This window comes from Bradyrhizobium sp. SZCCHNS1050, from assembly GCF_032484785.1.
Taxonomy (GTDB): Bacteria; Pseudomonadota; Alphaproteobacteria; order Rhizobiales; family Xanthobacteraceae; genus Bradyrhizobium.
Window position 1 is genome coordinate 1 of sequence record NZ_JAUETR010000004.1, and the last position, 18,744, is coordinate 18,744.

Below are 18,744 nucleotides of genomic sequence, written 5' to 3' on the forward strand. Positions count from 1 at the left end.
AGGCGGCAGGTACCACAGGTGCAGCCGAGAACGCCCGGCCTTCCCTGCGCGATGGTCTTCACGCTTATACGCAGTCTGCCTGGTGCGCCGGGCTTGTTGGCCACCTCCGCGCGAGGCGAAGCCTCGTCGCGATCGCGACAACGCGCAGAGCGCGTTGCGCGGGTAACACCAGCGTCGGGGTGTCAGCACGCTGCGACTTCACGTCCGCGCCGAGCCGTTCGTCCGCGCACCCGAGAGGATACGCTGCGGCTCCATCGCGGCCATCGCTCCCCGCCTCGCGTGTCGTGACGATCGCGCGCAACGCCCCTTCCGAGTGAGGCGGGATGGCGGCATCCAAAGCACAATTTCCGGAAAAGCGAAAGCGTTATTTCTGGAATGACGAACTTTTCTCGCCGTGACCGCGATGACCCGTCTGCCTGCTCTGCTTAAAATTCACCAAGGGGATCCCGAAGCAGGCGCCGCGGCACGGCGGTGGTTGAAGCGACCATCGGGCACCGCGGCTAACGCGAATCTTCCCGGCCCTTGCTTTCCCGTACCATTCCGGCCCCGGACTCGCCGAGCGGGCGGAGAGTCACCATCGCGACCTCGCCGATTCGTCATATTACGATAAAATTCAATATCTTAACCAGTTATCCCCAAGCCGCTGTACAACCTATTGGATTCCTAATAGAGTCTAAAAAGTTACTTTTCTGTACACCGGTTACGGACTAGCTTTTAGGCATGGCGACGGAAAAAGCCGAAACTGACCGCATCCCCGTAACCCTAGCCCTGGCAACCATCGGCTATCTCGAAAAGCTCGTGAAACAGGGAACCCACGGCACCAGCGTTCCGGGTGTCTGCAGAACGTTGATTGAAGAAGGCATCCGGCTCGCCATCAAGGATGGGCTGCTGTCGATTCGCGACAACGGACGGGCGTAAGCTAGGGACACGCAACGCGGACAACAGTTTCGGTGCAGCCGTCGGCCAGGACGATCCAGGACGGATCAAACTTGGAAGCGACAACAATGCCCGCCGAACGACAGACACTCCCCACCTGGACCGAGGAACGGCTCCAGGCCCTGAAGCAGCACTTTGAGGCCGGGCTGACCTGCCGAGAGATCGCCGCCGAGCTTGGCGTCAGCCGCAACGCCGTGATCGGCAAGATCTCCCGCCTGGCGCTGACGCGCGACAATGGCGGCGACACCAGGCGCGTGGTGCGCGCCGAGACGACACGCGATGGCGCACGCCGTCCCGTGCCGAAGCTGCGTCGCCGCATCCTGCGCGCGGTCCAGAACGACCCGCCGCCTGTGATCGTCGAGGAGCCGGTCGGCACCGTCGTAAACGGCTGCTCGCTGTTCGAGCTCTCTAAGGAACGCTGCCGCTGGCCGATCTCGACGCCCGGCGCGGATGATTTCTGCTTCTGCGGATCGAAGCCGATCGAGGGGCTGCCGTATTGCCCGAGCCACACGCGGATGGCGTACCGGGTGGCGTCGTCGCGGTAGGCAACAATCTGCCGAGCTCCTTGTCGGAGCCTTCCCCGCGCGGGCAGCAGAGCCCGCATAGAGCTAGCTGACGCGCTACGCCTTGCTAAGTCTCCGCGTTCTGCGGGGACGGCGCGGCGGTCTCGTCTCCCCTCCCCCTTGCGGGGAGGGGTCGGGGGTGGGGTCCACGCGCACCGGACTTCGTGAAGCACACCTTCGAATGTTGCCCAGCACGTCATTGTTCCAGAAGCGAAGAACGCGATAGCCGGCGGCTTCGAGCTGCCTGGTGCGCACAGCGTCCTCTTCTTTCCGCCAGTCATGCTGGCCACCATCAACTTCGATCACCAGCTTCGCTTTGCGGCTAGCGAAGTCGACGACGAAGGGACCAATCTGCGCCTGGCGGCGGAAGTGAGAGCCCGCCAGCTTGAGGTCGTTGCGAAGATGCTGCCAGAGGACGCGCTCGGCTTCGGTTGGCTCGGCGCGCATGTGGCGGGCGAAGGATCGTCGGCTGTCGTCCATGGCATCCGGTTTCATCATTGGCAGCGGGACTCGTGGACCCCCACCCCCGACCCCTCCCCGCAAGGGGGAGGGGAGCTCACCGTCTGCGTAGCGAGAGCAGCGATCTTTAACTAACAACAATCCCCTACCCCAGCTTCCACCCCGCCTCCTGCGCGAAGCGCTGGAAGAACTCGGGCTCGTAGGCCTGCTCCGGCGACTGGCGGACGCGCAGGTCCAGCAGCTTGGCGTCCTCGCCGACGAGGATGCGCCATTGCTCGGCCTTGACGCCGTCAAGGATGATCTTCGCCGCCTGTGCCGCCGTGGTCGGGGCGTCCTCGAGGAAGCTGCGGGCGCGCTCGCGGGCGGCAGCCTGGATGTCGGCATCGCTCATGGCGGCGACGTCGATGCCCATGCCCTTCATGCGCTGGCGCGCAAGCCCGATCTCGGTCTCGCTCAGCTCGTCTGACTCGGTGCCGCTCTGCACCTTGCGCGAGTTCGACACGATCGAGGTGCCGATGTGGCCGGGCATCACCACCGAGCATTTGATGTGCGGGGCGTTGAGGCGGAGGTCGTTGATCAGCGCTTCGGTAAATCCCTTCACCGCGAACTTTGCGGCGCTGTAGGCGGTGTGCGAGACGCCCATGCCGACCGAGGCCCAGAAGCCGTTGACGCTCGAGGTGTTGACGATATGGGCCTCGTCTGCCTTCAGCAGCATCGGCAGGAAGGTGCGGACGCCGAGATAGACGCCGCCCCAGCAGATGTTGAAGGTGCGCTCCCACTGCTCCCGGGAGTTGGTGAACAGGCTGCCGCCGCCGCCGATGCCGGCATTGTTGAACAGCAGGTGGATCCTGTCCGTGGCCTGCTGCTCGGCGAGCTCATCGCGAAAGCGCTGCAGCTGCGCTTCGATCGAGACGTCGGCGACATGGGTGGTGACACGCAGGCCCTGCGGCAGCTTCTCGGCCTCGCACAGCCGCTTGGTTTCGGCCATCGCCTCGGCCGAGACGTCGCACATGGCGACGTTGCAGCCTTCGGCAACGAGCTGGCGCGCGAGCTCGCGGCCCATGCCCGTGCCGCCCCCGGTGATCACGGCGATCCTGCCGGCGAAATCCTTCATTGGATGGTCTTCCTTCCCTGCTGCGGGACGGCCATGCCGTCCCGGCGACTTGCTCGTTCTCTTCGCGGAACGCGTTCCGAGCTTAGGACGTTTCGCCGGCCTGACCAGAGGGGATGTCGGGGATTTGCGTTGCAGCGCATGCAACGAAGATTTCAGCTTGGGGTTGAACCTTCTCGAGGGGCGTCCGACTTATTCCACGGGGAGGCAGGCTCGAGGAGGTTCGCATGGCGTACCAACAGGGGCACTGGCAGGACGAAGGCTGGCGCGACACGATGGTCGATCCCGCGGGATCTGACGACGGCGCCTATGTGACGGGCTGGACGATCAGCGGGCTCGCAGTGATCGGCACCATCGTCGCGGTCTGGCTGCTCGGGATCTGAGACCCCGAGACCGTCTGCAGCAGATATGAAAAGGCTCGCCACCGGCGATCGGCCTGCGCAGGACGATTGCGCCGCCGCTCCTCCTCGCCGCGACGTTCGTTCTGCACCGCTTTGAGCTGGAGGCCGCCGCCGCGTCGCAGGCAGCGGTACAGGTCCCATCCGGTCGAACTCGTTGCATACAATTAAAGTCAATTGACTAAATTTTAGGCTGATATCAGGCAGGAAATTCGTCTGCCTAAGCTGCGATCATCTGCAAAATGTTGCCATTTCAACAGCTTGGTGCGCCTGCCTTCCCGCGCGCCGCTGGCACAAAGCTTGCGATCACTCCCTTCAAGGCTCCGCCGTGGCGGTGAAGCCGAGATGACAGCGCGGGCGGACCGACCCGCCGAGGGAGCTCACCAATGGACTTTGGCAGGATTTCACGACGGCATCTGTTGCAGGGTGGCGCGGCGCTGACGCTCGGCGCAGCCGCGGGCCTGCGGCCGGCCTTCGCAGCGGAGACGACGATCGGCTTCATTTATGTCGGCTCGCGCGACGACTACGGCTACAACCAGGCGCATGCGCAAGGCGCGACGGCGCTGAAGAAGCTGCCCGGGCTGAAGGTGATCGAAGAGGAGAAGGTGCCGGAGACCGACGCGGTCGAGAAGACGATCGAGTCGATGATCAATCTCGACGGCGCCACGCTGCTCTTCCCGACCTCGTTCGGCTACTACAATCCGCACATGATCAAGATGGCCGCGAAGTATCCGAAGCTGCGCTTCGAACACTGCGGCGGCCTGTGGAGCGAGAAGGACCCGAAGAACGCCGGCTCCTATTTCGGTTATATCGACGAGGCGCAATACATTGCCGGTATCGTCGCCGGCTATACGAGCAAGAGCGGCAAGCTCGGCTTCGTCGCCGCCAAGCCGATCCCGCAGGTCCTGCGCAACATCAACGCCTTCACGCTCGGCGCCAAGCTCGCCAATCCCAAGGCCACCACGCAGGTGATCTTCACCGGCGACTGGTCGATGCCGGTCAAGGAGGCCGAGGCCACCAACAGCCTGATCGACCAGGGCGTCGACGTGCTGACCTGCCATGTCGATGGTCCCAAGACGATGGTGGAGAATGCCGCGCGCCGCGGCGCCTTCGTCACCGGCTATCACGTCAACCAGTCGCCTTTGGCACCGAAAGCGTATCTCACGGGCGCAGAATGGAATTGGGAAGCGCTGTATCCGAAGTTCGTCAAGATGCTCCAGGCTGGCGAGAGCATTCCGAACTTCTATCGCGGCGGCCTCAAGGAAGAAGTGGTCAAGATCTCGGCGTATGGCGAGGCGGTGTCCGAGCAGGCGCGCAAGCATGCCGACGACATCAAGAGCAAGTTCCTCGGTGAGGGCTACACCATCTTCAAGGGCCCGATCAAGGACAACAAGGGCAACACCGTGATCACCGCCGGCACCGAGCGCGGCCAGAAGGATCCTGAGCTCGAGAAGATGGACTACCTGGTCGAGGGCGTGATCGGAGCCACGTCGTGACATCGGAGGCGGCCGATCCGGTTGATGCGGCCGCCATCGCGCCGGCCGCCGACGCAGGTTTCCTGCAACGTTATGGCGCGAGCATTGAATACATTCTCATCCCGGGCGCGGCGCTGGTCGCCGCGCTCATCGTGTTCGGCATCTTCGTCGCGCTGTTCGGCAAGAACCCGCTCGATCTCTATTGGTACATGTATTACGGCGCGTTCGGCACCTTGTTCTCCTGGCAGAACACGCTGACGCGGGCAGCTCCCTTGATCCTGACAGCGCTGTGCACCGCCCTGCCCGCGCAATTGGGCATGGTGATCATCGGCGGCGAAGGCGCGCTGCTGATCGGCGCGCTCTCGGCAACCTCGGCGGCGCTGGCGCTGCAGGGCATGCCGCCGCTGATGGTGCAGATCGCGATGGTGATCGCCGGCATGACCGGCGGCGGGTTGTGGATCCTGCTGTCCGGGGCCTTGCGGCAGTATCGCGGTGTCAACGAGACGATCTCGAGCCTGCTGCTGGTCTATATCGCGCTCGCGATCCTCAACCATCTCGTCGAAGGCGCGATGCGCGATCCGGCCAGCCTCAACAAGCCGTCGACGCGCGAGATCGGCGCCGCCAACATGATCGGCAGCATTCCCGGCACCGACGTGCATTGGGGCCTGGTATTCGGCCTGATTGCCGCCATCGCGGCCTATGTGCTGATCTACCACACCACCTTCGGCTTTGCCGCGCGCGTCGCCGGCGGCAACATCCGCGCCGCCAAGATCGTCGGTCTGTCGGTCGGCAAATTGATCCTCACCGTCTGCTTTCTCGCCGGCGCCTGCGCCGGCCTTGCCGGCATGGTCGAGGTCGCCGCCGTGCAGGGCCGCACCAACGCCAACCTCGCGGTCGGCTACGGCTTCACCGGCATCCTCGTGGCGTTCCTGGCGCGGCAGAATCCGCTCGCCATCATTCCGGTCGCGATCCTGCTCGGCGGCATCAATGCGTCGGGCGGACTGCTGCAGCGCCGGCTCGGCCTGCCCGACGCCTCGGTGCTGGGGCTTCAGGGCATCATCTTCATCTCGGTGCTGGCGAGCGACGCGCTCTACGGCCGCATCGGTTTCCTCAAGGGAAAGTCCTGATCCATGGCTGACGGCAATATCGGGCTCTGGACCGTGCCGCTCGCGGTGCTCGGCGGCGCCATCCGCGTCTCCACGCCGTTCCTGTTCGTGAGCCTAGGGGAATGCATCACCGAGCGTTCGGGCCGCATCAATCTCGGCCTCGAGGGCACCCTGGTGATGGGCGCAATGAGCGCCTATGGCATCTCCTATCTCACGGGATCGCCGTGGGCAGGCGTGCTCGCCGCTGGCCTCACCGGCGCGCTGCTCGGCGCGCTCCACGCCGGCATCTGCTCGCTGCCGCGCGTCAACGACGTCGCGGTAGGAATCTCGCTGATGCTGTTCGGCACCGGCCTCGCCTTCTTCCTCGGCAAGCCGCTGATCGAGCCCACCGCCGCGCGGCTGCCGGCGATCGATTTCGGCTGGTGGAGCGACGTGGCGCAGGTTCGCGCCGCGCTGCGCATCAACGTGCTGTTCCTGCTTGGCGTGGGACTCGCGCCGTTGCTGCTGTGGGCATTCAAGACCACGCGCTGGGGCCTCCTGATCCGCACTGCCGGCGAGAGCGCCGACGCAGCGCGGGCGATGGGCCATTCGGTGCTGATGATCCGACTGCGCGCCACCATGGCCGGCGGCTTCCTCGCCGGCATCGGCGGCTCGTTCCTGTCGCTGTTCTATCCCGGCAGCTGGAACGAGGGCTTGTCGTCGGGACAAGGCATCACGGCGGTGGCGCTGGTGATCTTCGCACGCTGGGACCCGATGCTGTGCCTGTGGGCCTCGCTGGCGTTCGGCGGTGCTGCCGCGCTCGGACCGGCGCTGCAATCCGTCGGCGTCACCTCCGGCTATCATCTGTTCAATGCCGCGCCGTATATCCTGACGCTGCTGATCATGATCATCACCTGCTCGCCGAAACGCACCCTGAGCGGCGCGCCGGCTGAATTGTCCATCACCCGCTGATTTCGGAGGTCCATCATGACCGCGCGCACCATCCGCTCCGAGCCCTATGCCTGGCCCTACAACGGCGATCTCCGTCCAGAGAACACGGCACTGATCGTGATCGACATGCAGACCGACTTCTGCGGCGTCGGCGGCTATGTCGACAAGATGGGCTATGACCTCTCCTTGACCCGCGCCCCCATCGAGCCGATCAAGACGCTGCTGACGGTGATGCGCGCGCAGGGCTTCCTGATCATCCACACCCGCGAGGGCCACCGCACCGATCTCTCCGACCTGCCCGCCAACAAGCGCTGGCGCTCGCAGCAGATCGGCGCCGGGATCGGCGATCCCGGGCCGTGCGGCCGCATCCTGGTGCGCGGCGAGCCGGGCTGGGAGATCATTCCCGAACTCGCGCCGGCTCCGGGCGAGATCGTCATCGACAAGCCCGGCAAGGGCTCGTTCTGCGCCACCGACCTCGAGCTGATCCTGCGCCTCAAGGGCATCCAGAACATCGTGCTGACCGGCATCACCACCGACGTGTGCGTCCACACCACGATGCGCGAAGCCAATGACCGCGGCTTCGAATGCGTGCTGCTGTCGGACTGCTGCGGCGCCACCGACAAGGGCAATCACGATCACGCGCTGAAGATGATCAAGATGCAGGGCGGCGTGTTCGGCGCGGTCGCGACCTCCTCCGCGCTGATCGAGGCGCTGTCGTGATCGGCGACGATCCGACGCCTGCGGGCGCGTTCGGCGTCGAGGCCATCGCGATGACGATGCGCTTCGGCGCGTTCACCGCGCTCGACAATGTCGAGCTGAAGGTCAGGCCCGGCTCGTTCCACGCGCTGCTCGGCGAGAACGGCGCCGGCAAGTCGACCTTGGTCAAATGCATCATGGGCTACTATCGGCCGACCGAGGGCGATGTGCTGATCGCCGAGCGCGAGCGCGCAATCGACAACCCCAGGGATGCGCATGCGCTCGGCCTCGGCATGGTCTACCAGCACTTCACGCTGGTACCGGCGATGACGGTGGCCGAGAACCTGGTGCTGGCGCGTGACGACGTACCGGCAGTGGTCAACTGGGCCAAGGAGAAGAAGGAGCTGGAGACCTTCCTGGCGCGCATGCCGTTCCGCGTGCCGCTCGACGCCAAAGTGTCGGACATCTCCGCCGGCGAGCGGCAGAAATGCGAGATCCTCAAGCAGCTCTATCTGAAGCGGCGCTTCCTGATCCTGGACGAGCCGACCTCGGTGCTGACGCCGGGCGAGGCGGATGAAGTCCTGGGCATGCTGCGCAAGATGGTCGAGGCCGGCGAGCTGACCATTTTGATGATCACCCACAAATTCCGCGAGGTCATGGCGTTCGCCGACGAGGTCACGATCCTCCGGCGCGGCAAGCTCGCCGGCCGCGGCAAGGTCGGCGAGCTCACCCCCGACGACATGGCGCGGATGATGATCGGCGCCGAGCAGCTCACCGTACAGCCGGCGCGCACCGGCGAGGCCGGTGCGATCAGGCTCGCGATCGACAAGCTGGTCGCCCGCGACGACGCCGGAGGCCTGGCAGTGCATGACCTGTCGCTGACCGTACGCGCCGGCGAGATCGTCGGCATCGCCGGCGTCTCCGGCAACGGCCAGCGCCAGCTGGTCGAGGTGCTCGCCGGCCAGCGCGAGGCCGAGAGCGGCGCTGTCAGAGTTTCCGGCGCAGCCTATTCCGCCACGCGCGACGAGATGCGCCGGCACAAGATGTCGCTGCTCCCCGAGGAGCCACTGAGGAACGCCTGCGTCGGCGGCATGAGCGTCGCAGACAACATCGCGCTCCGCGAGTTCGACCGCGCTCCGTTCGCGCGCGGCGGCTGTTGGCTGAACAAGTCCGCCTTCCGAAAGGACGCGACCGCCAAGATCAACCGCTACAAGATCAAGACCCGCACGCCGGACACGCCGATCTCGGCACTCTCAGGCGGCAACGTGCAGCGCGCCGTGCTGGCGCGCGAGCTCGGCCACGACGTCGAGGTGCTGATCGCCGCCAATCCCTGCTTCGGCCTCGACTTCGCGGCGGTGGCGCAGATCCATGCCGAGATCATGGCCGCCCGCAACCGCGGCGCAGCCGTGCTCCTGGTCAGCGAGGACCTCGACGAGCTGCTCGAACTGTCGGACCGCCTCGTGGTGATGTTCCACGGCCAGCTGGTCTACGAGACCCGGGCGAGCGGTGCCGATCTCACCGAGATCGGCCGCCACATGGCGGGGCATTGAGCCGGCCCCGCGAAACGACTTCAACGTGTTGACGACTAATTCATCGCGCCGGGGTAACATGGCTCCCGGCGGGCTTTGATCGGCCTGTGATACGCCGCGCCTGCCCGCATTTTCGTTATTGTGTTTCAAACCCTTAGGTTGCAGGTCGGTCTCATGAAGGCCTATTTCATCGGCGGCGGCATCGGTTCGCTCTCAGGCGCAGCATTCATGATCCGCGACGGCGGCATCTCCGGATCGGACATCACCGTCTTCGAGAAGCGCCTGCCCTATGGCGGCAGCCTCGACGGCACGCGTCTTCCGGACGGCTCCTACTCGATGCGCGGCGGGCGCATGCTGACGACCGAGCAATACGAATGCACTTGGGACCTGCTGTCGACCATTCCCTGCGAAACCAACGCTCAGGAGACCATCCTCCAGGAGACCGTGGCGTTCAACAAGCTCCACGTCACCCACGCGCAGGCGCGGCTGGTCGACGGCAACCGGCACAAGGTCGACGTCTCCACCATGGGCTTCTCGATGCAGGACCGCATCGAGATGACCAGGCTCACCGAGGCCTCCGAGGAGAAGCTCGGCAATTCCTTGATCTCGGACTGGCTGTCGCCGCCTTTCTTCACCACCAATTTCTGGTACATGTGGCAGACGACGTTTGCCTTCCAGACCTGGCACAGCGCGGTCGAGTTCAGGCGCTATCTGCGCCGCTTCATGAACGAATTCCCGATGATGGATACGCTTGGCGGCGTCAAGCGGACGGTGCACAATCAGAACGACTCGATCGTCAAGCCGCTGGTCCGCTGGCTCGAAGGCCACGGCGTCAACTTCGTCGGTGGCACGGATGTCACCGATATCGAGCTCGTCACCATCAGCGGCAAGCACCGCGCCGTCAGGCTTGCTCTGACGCAGGACGGCGCGAGCCGCACGATCGATCTCGCCGACGACGATCTGGTGTTCTACACGGCCGGCTCCATGACGGATGCGACCAGCCTCGGCAGCCACGGGGCTCCGCCGCAACAGCTCACCAAGGACGACAGCCACGGCTGGACCCTGTGGGAGAAGCTCGCACAGGGCCGCCCCGAGTTCGGCAATCCGGCCGCGTTCAATTCATCGGTCCCGGAATCGAGCTTCGAGTCGTTCACGGTGACCTGCCGCAATGCGCGCTTCTTCGATGCGATGCAGACTTTCACCGGCAATGTCGCCGGCACCGGCGGGCTCGTGACGTTCACGGATTCGAACTGGCGGATGTCGATCGTGCTCTACACCCAGCCATACTTTCCGGACCAGCCCGACAACATCAGGATCTTCTGGGGCTATGGGCTTTATCCCGACCGCGTCGGCAATTTCGTGGGGAAGCCGATGTCCGAGTGCAGCGGCGCCGAAATCCTGAAGGAGCTGTGCGGGCATCTGCGCTTCGCGCTCACCGTGTTCGACGAGGCGACCTGCGTGCCGTGCTGGATGCCCTACATCATGAGCATGTTCATGCCGCGCAGCTATGGCGACCGGCCGCTACCGGTGCCGCTCACCTCGCAGAATCTCGCCTTCATCGGCCAATATGTCGAGCTGCCTGAGGACGCCGTTTTCACGATCGAATATTCGGTGCGCGCGGCCATGCATGCGGTCTATCAGCTCTTGAAGATCGACCGGGCCATTCCGCCCGTGACGCCCTACGACAAATCGCTGAAGGTGCTGCTGCAGTCGGTGGTGAAATCATTCGCCTGACGGACCACGCGAGATCGTGATCACCGCGCGTCGCAGCGCTTGACCTGGATCAGTTCCATGAGGGAACACAGCGGCTAAGCCCCGGATCGTAGCACACGATCCCGGGTGAACCATCATGAAGGCGTATTTCATCGGCAGCGGCATCGGCGCATTGGCCGGCGCGGCATTCCTGATCCGTGACGGCGGCGTCGAAGGCCGCGACATCACGATCTTCGAAAAGCACCTGCCCTATGGCGGCAGTCTCGATGGTGCGCGGCTGCCCGACGGCTCCTATTCGCTGCGCGGCGGCCGCATGCTGACGACCGATCACTACGAGTGCACGTGGGACCTGCTCTCCACCATCCCGGATGCCGGCGATCCCAACCGCACCGTGCGCGACGAGACGATCGCCTTCAACAAGGTCCATGTCGCGCATTCGCAGGCGCGCCTCGTCGACCGCAACCGGCACAAGGTCGACGTCTCCACCATGGGCTTCACCATGCAGGACCGTCTCGAATTGGTGCGGCTGACCGAGGCCTCCGAGGAGAAGCTCGGCAACTCCCGCATCACCGACTGGCTGTCGCCGCCGTTCTTCACCACGAACTTCTGGTTCATGTGGCAGACGACGTTCGCGTTCCAGCCCTGGCACAGCGCGGTCGAGTTCAAGCGCTATCTGCATCGCTTCATGAACGAGTTTCCGCGCATCGAGACGCTGGCTGGCGTCAAGCGCACCGTGTTCAATCAGTACGACGCGATCGTCGTGCCGCTCGTCAAATGGCTGGAGGGCCGTGGCGTGAATTTCGCTGGCGGCGTCGACGTCACCGACATGGAGATCGCGACGGAAGCCGGCAAGCACGTCGTCAAGCGCCTGATGCTGGATCGCAGCGGCCAGCCGGAAACGATCGCGCTGTCGAGCGACGATCTCGTCTTCCTGCAGAACGGCTCGATGACGGACGCGACCAGCCTGGGCACCCAGGATGCACCGCCGCCGCGGCTCACCAAGCAGGACAGCCAGGGCTGGACGCTGTGGGAGAAGATCGCGAAGGGCCGCCCCGAGTTTGGCAATCCCGCCGCGTTCAACTCATCGATCCCGGAATCCTGCTGGGAATCGTTCACCGTCACCTGCCGCAATCCGCGCTTCTTCGACGCGATGGAGGCGTTCAGCGGCAACGCCGCAGGCACCGGCGGGCTCGTCACCTTCACGGAATCCAACTGGCTGATGTCGGTCGTGCTGTATCACCAGCCGCATTTCGCCGATCAGCCTGCCGACGTGCAGGTGTTCTGGGGCTACGCGCTGCATCCCGACCGCATCGGCAATTTTGTGCCGAAGGCGATGGCCGATTGCGGCGGCGCCGACATTCTCAAGGAGCTCTGCGGCCACCTCAACTTCGACCTCTCGGTGTTCGACCAGGCGACCTGCGTGCCCTGCCGCCTGCCCTACATCACCAGCATGTTCATGCCGCGCAACAAGGCGGACCGGCCGCTGCCGGTGCCGGCGAACTCGAAGAACCTCGCCTTCGTCAGCCAGTTCGTCGAGATCCCCGACGACGTCGTGTTCACGGTGGAATACTCGGTGCGCGCGGCGCAGATGGCGGTCTATCAGCTGCTCGGCATCACCCGGGCGATCCCGCCGATCACGCGCCACGACAAGTCGTTCCGCGTGCTGATCGAGACGATGGAGAAAGCCTTCGCATAGCGCCTCTCGCATCGGCAAGAACGAGCGCGCCCGGATCAGTCTCGATCCGGGCGCGCTTTCCGTCTCGCGAGGCACAGATGCGCCTCGATCCTTGTTGCGTGAATTGTCAGTAACCGAGCAGTGCGAGACCGACCCAGCTGACGGCAAACAGCGATACCACCGAGGTTGCAGCGGCGAAAACGGACAGCGAAACTTTCAAAGTCCTGAGGACCATACGCGCCTCCTTCAACGACAATGAACAGCACATCGGGGTGAACCCCGATGTCAGTCTGAAATTTCCTGGAACCGGCTCCACAACGAGCCGAACACAGGTTTGGTGCGCGCGTGCGCGCAAAGGTTCAATGTCAGGGTGTGGGGCCTCAATTGAGCTGCTCGATCGTTAACGGACATGGCCGATCGCGGTTCCCGAATGGAACAGGAATCGCTCCAACGAAGGCCCCTCTCCCCTTCAGAGCCGCCTTCTGCGGGGCTCGAAGGTTGAGAAGGCTCCTGGCTGCAAGTTTTTAGGATGGATCCGGCCGTCAGGCGCTATTTCAGCGGCAGGAACAGGTCCGCAGCCATTTCGTGCTCGGGAACCTCCGGGAAGAAGTTCAGCCGCTGGCAATAGATCGGGAAGTCACGCGCCTCCTCGCCGCTGGCCGGAAGCCAGTCGCGATAGAGGAACAGCGCGGCCGGCTCCAGATTGTGGGTGTTGCCGACGACACGCAGCACCGCGCAGCGTCCGCCGGGGATCACGCCGGCCCTGATTGTCGCGTCCTGCGTTTCGACCGGCTGGTCGGTCCCGACACAAAGGTCCACGCTGTAGTCGGCAGGCGAGGCCGGGCGACGCTCGGAGCGCCAGACCGTGAAGGTTGGATTGGCTCGGGGATGTAGGCCGGCGGCCTTGCGCCAGGCGATGAAGCGCTGGATCGTGGCGCCGAGCGTGGCCGGGTCGCCGCGATGCTCCATGATCGCCACCGGCGTGGTCGGCACCTCGCGAATCGTCACGTCGTCAGGGGTATAGGTCGTCCGCATCAGCTTGCTCCTTGCGTCGTCGAGAGGCCCGAAGGCCGCAAGCCACGGCTCCCAGTCGGGAGATTTCCGGAACGATGACGGCGATTGCCCGAACCGTTGCCGAAAGGCGCGGGCAAAGGCGTCCGGCGCATCGTAGCCGGCCTCCATCGCGACCTCGGTGACGCTTTGGGCATCGCTGTAGGCCAGCTGATAGGACGCCCGCTTCATGCGGGCGAGCTGGATGTAGCGATTCACGGACAGACCGAAGGTCGCCGTGAACTGCCGGTGGAAATGATATTTCGAGTAGGCCGCGATGCTGCTCAGCGCGTCCAGATCGAGATCATCCTCCAGATGCCGGTCGATATGATCCAGCACCCGCTGCATCCGCGCATGGTAGTTTCGCAGCGCCGCCTTCATCGTTCCGTGCTCCGTGGCGGCTGCAGCTAAGCGCAGGCGGACATGACGCGCTCGACCGATCTTGCGACTTTGTCACGGGACGCAGTGATCAAGACCGACTTTCACGGATCGACGGCCGTCACGGTCCAGAACGAAGCGGGCACCATGACGCCCGGGCCCTTGGCGTAGCGCGCCAACGCCTTCCTCACGGCGGCCGTCGCGGCCTCCACCGCCTCGGACGACTGCCCGGCCACGGCACGGCCGGCGGGCCCGATCGCGAGAGCCGTCTGCACCGCGCTATCGAGGCCGGCGCCCGCGCCGAAGTCGAGCGCGACGTCGTGACGCTCCAGCCGGATGCGCCGCAGCCCGGCATCGGTCGTCACCTTCTCCATCCACTCGGGAGCACCGAACGCGAAATCGTCCGGCGCGTGCGGCGGCAAGCCCGGCAGCTTCGGCACGTGGTCATAGGCCGCCTGCAGCGGCTCCAGCGCCCACGGGTTGTCGCGCAGCTCGCCCCAGCAGGCGAACGCGACGCGCCCCTCCGAATGCAGCGCATTGCGGATGTTGAGCACGGCGCGCACCGGATTGGCGAAGTACATGACGCCGAGGCGCGAGATCACGAGATCGGCGCTCGCGGCCTTGAAGTGGTGCACCATGGCGTCGCCTTGCACGAAGCTCACCGGCGCATCGGCAGGGGCGAGCTCGTGGGCCGCGGTCAGCATGGCTGCGGACACGTCGAGGCCGAGCACGCTGCCGCCGGGGCCGACCTTCTCGGCCGCCGCGATCAAGGTCGCCCCGCAACCGCAGCCGATGTCGAGCACCCGTTCGTCCGCCTGAATTGCCGCGCGCTCCAGCAGCGCCTCCTGCACCGGCGCCAGCAGCGCATCGATCTCGGCGCGGCGCGCGACCCAGCGCCCGCCGCCCGCACCGTTCCAGAAGGCGATCTGCTCGGCGTTCTCGAAATGCCCAAAGGAGATGTCGGCGACGGCGGCGTCCATGAGGGAAGTCTCGGCAACAAAGTTCACAAATGAAACGAGCCGGCTCGAACAGTGTCCAGCGGCGCCCAGTTCGGGGAGTTTAGGGGGCGGTCTGCAGCTTGAAAAGCCAATCTCACGGACGAAGCGGTCGTGGCAGGTGCGCGCAAAACCGCATCGGCCGACGTCAAATACAGCGATTTGAGAAAAATGGTCGGAGCGGCGGGATTCGAACCCACGACCCCTAGTCCCCCAGACTAGTGCGCTAACCGGGCTGCGCCACGCTCCGATGGCCGTTCCTCTAGCCGTGATCGGGGCGGGATGCAAGGCGCGGCGGGAGGGTTTCATAGTGTGATCGGATGGAGCGGAGATCGTGGCCCTCCGCCCCCTTCCAGAACGGTGGAGAGTGCACAGCCGACTCGCGGCGCTCGGCGTGGCTCAATGCAACGGACACCTGCCGCCATGCTGGCGCATTCTGACGACCAGCCCCGCCCTCAGACTTCCCTCATCGCCCGGTCGAGCAGCGCGCGGCAGTCGACCAGCTCCTTGAGCACGCCCTGGAGCTTCTCCCGCTCCTCCGGCTTCATGCCGGCGCGGGTCGGTGGGCCGACGCGAAAGGTGTCGAGAATGTCGTCCTCGGTGTCGACGAAGCGGAAGTCGATGCCCTCCTCGTCGGAAGCCTCCTCCTCCTCGTCCTCCGATTCGACCTCGGCCTCGCCGATCGGCTCCTCTTCCATCATCGCCTGGCCGAGCGTCTCCTCCATCGCGCCAAACGAGACCGCGGCCGAGCTGTCGGCCAGTCCCTGGACCGATTTGACGCCGTGCTCCTTCAGGATGCGCTGCACACCCTTGATGGTGTAGCCTTCGCCATAGAGCAGACGCCGGATGCCCTTGAGCAGGTCGACGTCGTCGGGCCGGTAATAGCGCCGGCCGCCGCTCCGCTTCATCGGCTTGATCTGGGCGAACCGGGTCTCCCAAAACCGCAGCACGTGCTGCGGAATGTCGAGCTCCTGCGCGACCTCGCTGATCGTCCGAAACGCATCCGGCGCCTTGTCCAAATGCCCGTTCCCCTTCGACCGTGCTGACAAGAAAGTGGGAGACTACGCTGAAAAGACTGGACGAACTGTACGCGGGACGAACGATACGCGTTCGACACGGCCCTGCCGACATGCGGCGGGGCGACGGCCTCGGCCCTAATCCGGCTCGGCGCCGAACTCGGCGCTGGCCTCGCCGTTCATCTTGCCGCTGCCCTGCTGGCCGTTGATGCGCTGCTTCAGGATCGCGGACGGCTTGAACACCATGACCCGCCGCGGCGAGATCGGCACTTCCGTGCCGGTCTTGGGGTTTCGTCCGATGCGCTGTCCCTTCTTGCGCACCATGAACGACCCGAAGGACGATAGCTTGACCGTCTCGCCGCGCTCGAGGCAGTCGGTGATCTCCTTCAAGACCAGCTCGACGAACGCAGACGACTCCGTCCGCGACAGCCCCACCTTCTGGTAGACTGCCTCGCAGAGATCGACGCGTGTGACTGTTTTTCCGGTTCCCGCCATCGCCTGCCCCAAACTCACGGCGAATAATTCGCTCCGGAAATTAAGAGGTTAAGCGTCGGTGGTCAACAGCAGCGTGAATAGAAGTACAGGCCGTAGTGCCAATCTCAGGCGTAATCCCGCCGCGCGGCAGGCTCACCAGCGCACCAAAGCCGAGCCCCAGGTGAAGCCGCCGCCCATCGCCTCCAGCAAGACCACGTCGCCCTTCTTGATGCGGCCGTCCTTGACGGCCACGTCGAGAGCCAGCGGGATCGAGGCAGCGGAGGTATTTCCATGCCGATCGACCGTCAATACAACCTTCTCCGGCGCGATGTGCAGCTTGTGCGCCGAAGCGTCGATGATTCGCTTGTTGGCCTGGTGCGGCACGAACCAGTCGATGGTCTCGGCCGACAGGCCGGTGGCATCGAAGGCGTCGACGATCACGTCGGTGATCATGCCGACGGCGTGCTTGAACACCTCGCGGCCTTCCATCCTCAGATGCCCGACGGTCTGGGTCGAGGACGGACCGCCGTCGACATAGAGCTTGGCCTTGTGACGGCCGTCGGAGCGCAGATGCGTGGTCAATACGCCGCGATCGGCTGCCGTGCCGCCCTGCTCCTGGGCGTCCAGGATCAGCGCGCCCGCGCCGTCACCGAACAGCACGCAGGTGGTGCGGTCGTTCCAGTCGAGGATGCGCGAGAAGGTCTCGGCGCCGATCACGAGCGCACGCTTGAACGAGCGGCTGCGCAGGAAATTGTCGGCGGTCGCGAGCGCAAAGACGAAGCCCGAGCAGACCGCCTGCAGGTCGAACGCCGCGCCATGATGGATGCCGAGCCCGTCCTGAACCGCCACCGCAGTCGCCGGAAAGGTGTTGTCCGGGGTCGAGGTGCCCAACACGATCAGATCGATCGACTGCGGATCGACGTCGGCCGCGGCCAACGCGGCACGGGCCGCGTTGATCGCCAGATGCGAGGTGAACTCGCCGTCGGCTGCGACGTGGCGCTCACGGATGCCGGTGCGCTGCACGATCCACTCGTCCGAGGTCTCGATGCGGCTTGCCAGCTCGGCATTGGTCACGACCCGCTGCGGGAGGTACGAGCCACAGCCGAGCACGACCGAACGAATTGTCACGAGACAGCCTCCTGGGCGACGGGTTCGGACGCTGGCGCGCCGCCGTCGGGATTGAGTGTTTGATTGATCTTGGTCAGGAGATCGTAGCGGGCCATCTCATAGCCAACCCTGACCGCCGAGGCAAAGCCCTCGGCATCGGTTCCGCCGTGGCTCTTGACCACCATGCCCTTGAGGCCGAGCACCACGCTGCCATTGGATTTGCGCGGGTCGAGCCGGGCCCGCAAAGCGGCGAAGGCGCCGCGAGCCAACAGATAGCCGATCCGGGCAAGCCAGCTCGCCTGGATCGCGCCGCGCAGGAAGTCCGTGACCTGGCGGACGGTGCCCTCGGCCGTCTTCAAAGCGATGTTGCCGCTGAAGCCTTCGGTCACGACCACGTCGGCGGCGCCCTTCCCGATGCCGTCGCCCTCGACGAAGCCGATATAATCGAGCTGCGGCAGGTTCATCGCGCGCAGCTGCTCGGCCGCCTCGCGGATCTCCTCATGGCCCTTGATCTCCTCGACACCGATGTTGAGAAGGCCGACGGTCGGCCTCGGCTTGTTGAACAGCACGCTCGCCAGCGCGCCGCCCATCACGGCCAGCGCGACGAGGTGGTGGGCATCGCCGCCGATCGTTGCCCCGAGGTCGAGCACCACCGATTCGCCGCGCGCGGTCGGCCAGATCGCGGCCAGAGCCGGCCGGTCGATCCCGTCCAGCGTGCGCAGGCAGAAGCGCGCCATCGCCACCAGCGCGCCGGTATTGCCGGCGGACACGGCGACGTCGGCCTCTCCCTTCTTCACCGCCTCGAGCGCGAGCCACATCGACGAGGTCTTGCGGCCGCGCCGGAGCGCCTGGCTCGGCTTGTCCTCCATGCTGACGGCGACATCGGTGTGAATGACGCGCGAGACCGCCTTCAGCCGCGGATGCCGGTCGAGCTCGGGAACGATCTTGGCACTGTCGCCGAACAGCAGAAACTCTGCATCCGGATGGCGGCTCAGCGCGATCGCGGCACCGGGGATGACGACGGCCGCGCCGAAATCCCCGCCCATGGCGTCCAGCGCGATTCGAACCTTTTGAGGCATGACGTCCCGGAAACCTGATCTCGAGCTTTGTCTCGTCTTGGCCTTGACTTAGTT

At 65.2% G+C, this 18,744-nt stretch carries 18 protein-coding genes and 1 tRNA gene; 10 read left to right on the top strand and 9 right to left on the bottom strand.

What is annotated here, in order from left to right; genetic code table 11:
- Nucleotides 1-720 precede the first annotated feature (720 nt).
- Both QX094_RS33520 and QX094_RS33525 read left to right on the top strand, forming a co-directional pair.
- Entirely contained in the window at nucleotides 721-918 is a 198-nt protein-coding gene (locus tag QX094_RS33520; protein WP_006614936.1) for a hypothetical protein, read from the top strand.
- Between the two features lie 86 nt (nucleotides 919-1,004).
- Entirely contained in the window at nucleotides 1,005-1,481 is a 477-nt protein-coding gene (locus QX094_RS33525) for a GcrA family cell cycle regulator (RefSeq protein WP_315711481.1), read from the top strand.
- Between the two features lie 75 nt (nucleotides 1,482-1,556).
- On the opposite strand, the gene QX094_RS33530 is transcribed toward QX094_RS33525, so the two are convergent.
- Together QX094_RS33530 and QX094_RS33535 are read right to left on the bottom strand one after the other, a co-directional pair.
- Nucleotides 1,557-1,997, bottom strand: coding sequence for an endonuclease domain-containing protein (locus QX094_RS33530; RefSeq protein WP_316175217.1), 441 nt, complete (start codon nucleotides 1,995-1,997; stop codon nucleotides 1,557-1,559).
- A 106-nt stretch (nucleotides 1,998-2,103) separates the two neighbouring features.
- Nucleotides 2,104-3,072, bottom strand: coding sequence for an SDR family NAD(P)-dependent oxidoreductase (locus tag QX094_RS33535; RefSeq protein ID WP_315711480.1), 969 nt, complete (start codon nucleotides 3,070-3,072; stop codon nucleotides 2,104-2,106).
- 224 nt (nucleotides 3,073-3,296) lie between these two features.
- Here QX094_RS33535 and QX094_RS33540 point away from each other — a divergent pair, with 224 nt between their 5' ends.
- The 8 genes from QX094_RS33540 to QX094_RS33575 all read left to right on the top strand — a co-directional run bounded on the left by QX094_RS33540 (nucleotide 3,297) and on the right by QX094_RS33575 (nucleotide 12,612).
- Nucleotides 3,297-3,452 (top strand): hypothetical protein, encoded by a 156-nt coding sequence (locus tag QX094_RS33540; RefSeq protein WP_315711478.1) that lies wholly within the window; start codon nucleotides 3,297-3,299, stop codon nucleotides 3,450-3,452.
- 401 nt (nucleotides 3,453-3,853) lie between these two features.
- Nucleotides 3,854-4,963 carry a BMP family ABC transporter substrate-binding protein gene (locus QX094_RS33545; protein WP_316188489.1) on the top strand — a complete coding sequence of 370 codons (1,110 nt, stop codon included), beginning with the start codon at nucleotides 3,854-3,856 and terminating at the stop codon, nucleotides 4,961-4,963.
- A complete protein-coding gene (locus QX094_RS33550) occupies nucleotides 4,960-6,069 on the top strand; it encodes an ABC transporter permease (protein WP_316188490.1) in 1,110 nt (369 codons plus the stop codon). The genes QX094_RS33545 and QX094_RS33550 overlap by 4 nt, the downstream gene beginning before the upstream one ends.
- A 3-nt stretch (nucleotides 6,070-6,072) precedes the next feature.
- Nucleotides 6,073-6,999: an ABC transporter permease gene (locus tag QX094_RS33555; protein WP_315711472.1), complete on the top strand. Its 927-nt coding sequence runs from the start codon at nucleotides 6,073-6,075 to the stop codon at nucleotides 6,997-6,999.
- 15 nt (nucleotides 7,000-7,014) lie between these two features.
- Nucleotides 7,015-7,698, top strand: a complete 684-nt coding sequence (locus QX094_RS33560) for an isochorismatase family cysteine hydrolase (protein ID WP_316172050.1) — start codon at nucleotides 7,015-7,017, stop codon at nucleotides 7,696-7,698.
- 50 nt (nucleotides 7,699-7,748) lie between these two features.
- Nucleotides 7,749-9,224: an ABC transporter ATP-binding protein gene (locus QX094_RS33565; RefSeq protein ID WP_316188513.1), complete on the top strand. Its 1,476-nt coding sequence runs from the start codon at nucleotides 7,749-7,751 to the stop codon at nucleotides 9,222-9,224.
- A gap of 153 nt (nucleotides 9,225-9,377) precedes the next feature.
- Nucleotides 9,378-10,937, top strand: a complete 1,560-nt coding sequence (locus tag QX094_RS33570) for an oleate hydratase (protein ID WP_316172051.1) — start codon at nucleotides 9,378-9,380, stop codon at nucleotides 10,935-10,937.
- A 115-nt stretch (nucleotides 10,938-11,052) separates the two neighbouring features.
- Nucleotides 11,053-12,612 carry an oleate hydratase gene (locus tag QX094_RS33575; RefSeq protein ID WP_316175214.1) on the top strand — a complete coding sequence of 520 codons (1,560 nt, stop codon included), beginning with the start codon at nucleotides 11,053-11,055 and terminating at the stop codon, nucleotides 12,610-12,612.
- A gap of 528 nt (nucleotides 12,613-13,140) precedes the next feature.
- On the opposite strand, the gene QX094_RS33580 is transcribed toward QX094_RS33575, so the two are convergent.
- The 7 genes from QX094_RS33580 to plsX form a co-directional block, all read right to left on the bottom strand.
- Nucleotides 13,141-14,022 (bottom strand): AraC family transcriptional regulator, encoded by an 882-nt coding sequence (locus QX094_RS33580; RefSeq protein ID WP_315752910.1) that lies wholly within the window; start codon nucleotides 14,020-14,022, stop codon nucleotides 13,141-13,143.
- Between the two features lie 101 nt (nucleotides 14,023-14,123).
- Entirely contained in the window at nucleotides 14,124-14,999 is an 876-nt protein-coding gene (locus QX094_RS33585; protein ID WP_315711465.1) for a class I SAM-dependent methyltransferase, read from the bottom strand.
- Nucleotides 15,000-15,186: 187 nt separating this feature from the next.
- A tRNA-Pro gene (locus QX094_RS33590) sits at nucleotides 15,187-15,264 on the bottom strand.
- 205 nt (nucleotides 15,265-15,469) lie between these two features.
- A complete protein-coding gene (locus QX094_RS33595) occupies nucleotides 15,470-16,033 on the bottom strand; it encodes a MerR family transcriptional regulator (RefSeq protein WP_315752911.1) in 564 nt (187 codons plus the stop codon).
- Nucleotides 16,034-16,168: 135 nt separating this feature from the next.
- Complete coding sequence (locus QX094_RS33600; RefSeq protein ID WP_315711462.1) at nucleotides 16,169-16,525, bottom strand: integration host factor subunit alpha; 357 nt, start codon at nucleotides 16,523-16,525, stop codon at nucleotides 16,169-16,171.
- Between the two features lie 132 nt (nucleotides 16,526-16,657).
- The gene (locus tag QX094_RS33605) at nucleotides 16,658-17,632 is read right to left on the bottom strand and encodes a beta-ketoacyl-ACP synthase III (protein WP_316188491.1); all 975 of its coding nucleotides are present in this window, start codon (nucleotides 17,630-17,632) and stop codon (nucleotides 16,658-16,660) included.
- A complete protein-coding gene (plsX, locus tag QX094_RS33610; protein WP_315752912.1) occupies nucleotides 17,629-18,690 on the bottom strand; it encodes a phosphate acyltransferase PlsX in 1,062 nt (353 codons plus the stop codon). Before plsX ends, QX094_RS33605 begins: the two co-directional genes overlap by 4 nt.
- Between the last annotated feature and the right edge of the window lie 54 nt (nucleotides 18,691-18,744).